Consider the following 1607-nt stretch of genomic DNA (forward strand, 5'->3'; position numbering starts at 1 on the left):
TCTTCAATCAGGGTCAGGAGGTCTTGGAGGTTGCGGGCCAGCCTGTCGATGCTGTGGACGTGGAGAGTATCGCCCGCCCGCAGGAACTCCCGGCATTCTTTCAGTTGTGGTCTGTTGCTGTCCCTGCCGCTGCACTTGTCCGTAAAAATTCTGTCCAAGTGAACGCCGTCAAGTTGCCTTGCCTCGTTCTGGTCAAGCGAGCTTACGCGCTGGTAACCGATATTCTGGCCGTGCATGTTCCACCCCTCCTTTTGGCAAATGTGTTTCTTTGGGAATCAGGCTATTTTGGGAATGTGTCAAGGAAATGCTGAAACAGGCCCTATTGTGACACAATTCGGAGGGTTTTTGCATGTTTCGTTGGGGTATACTCTAACGGTACACTTTTCTCGCTGCCGTTCCCGTGGCTGGAGGGTGGGGCCGTGTGCCACTGATTACCCACCCATTCCGCTGCTTCTCTTTCATGCGTTCATGGTATGCTTGCTGGCCGTCCGCTCCTGATGTCGGTTTGGCTTCAGTCCGCTGTGCAGAGGTTGGAGGCCACGGCATGGGGAAAAATGTTCTCTTGCCGCTACCGTGGTGGGCTTTCAGATTTTTTCTCCAAAATCGCTTGCTCCTTGCCGTGTATCCATCACCGCCAGAGCTTGGCCGGGCAACGGGGATGGAGGGGAAGAGCGCAGCAGAGGCAGGCCACAGGACGAGCAGAAAGATGCCGGTGACATACCGGCTTCTGCATTGACCTGCCTCTGTGTGCCCTCGTATGGCGGTCGTGTGTGTGCTGATTGGAGCGGAAAAACCGGAGCTGAACCGTGCCGGATTTTGACCGCTTGGGGGGCGAAAACGGGGAGCTAAACATCGCCCTTTTTGACCGCCCGGAAATCGTTGGTATTCAACGGTGTTTAGTGTTTAGCGCCCTAGGAGGATGAAAACGCTAAACACATCACGCGAAAGACGGTTTATTCGGGGTGTTGTTTTTGTTCCACATGAGCTTCCCCTCCGCTGATTGCTCGGAAGGGAAGGGAAGCGAAATGTGGTTGCAGCGAAGCGAAACAAACGAACAAAACTCGCTCACAACACCTGGCGCTGAACCACGTTCAAAACTCCTCACTGCCTCCTTCTGTTTCCTCTTTCTTCCCTCTCTGCCGGGCCTGTTTGAAGCAGGCATCAAACTCCGCCTGTGTGACAAGGCCCATCTCCATCGCTTTCTTCTTGAGTTGTGTTATGCGGCCTCTTGTCACGCCCAACACCTTGGAAAGCGCATTCTGCGACGCGCAGTTCCCCGCCTTCAGCACCGCCAGCATCTCGTACACCGGCCCGCTTACGCGCATCTTGCACGTCCACACGGACACGTCATTCCCGCCTTCATCCGGCGCGGTGGTCATGGTGGCGATAACACCCCTGTTGATTCTGGTATCCCGCTTGCCCCGGCATTTGTGCCATTCAATGCGGAAGGTGTTTTGCGCTTCCTGTTGATTCTCCGTGGCGGCATCGTCCTCCTGTTCCTTCTCTTTGTCGTTCTCCACAGCAGACAGCATCATCAGCGTTTCAAACGTGGTAGCAATCTTGGACGAACCTCTGTATGCGTCTCCCTGTTTGTTGGTATGATGCAC

At 54.9% G+C, this 1607-nt stretch carries 2 protein-coding genes; both read right to left on the minus strand.

Going from position 1 to position 1607, the window contains the following annotated elements:
* Positions 1 to 236, minus strand: a 236-nt coding sequence (locus EII23_RS11820) for a recombinase family protein (RefSeq protein ID WP_148091266.1), incomplete at its 3' end; no start/stop codon positions are given.
* Positions 237 to 1091: 855 nt separating this feature from the next.
* A partial coding sequence (locus EII23_RS11825; RefSeq protein ID WP_221620406.1) for a hypothetical protein occupies positions 1092 to 1607 on the minus strand: 516 nt, incomplete at its 5' end.

This window comes from Desulfovibrio sp. OH1186_COT-070 (assembly GCF_003860215.1).
Taxonomy (GTDB): Bacteria; Desulfobacterota; Desulfovibrionia; order Desulfovibrionales; family Desulfovibrionaceae; genus Desulfovibrio.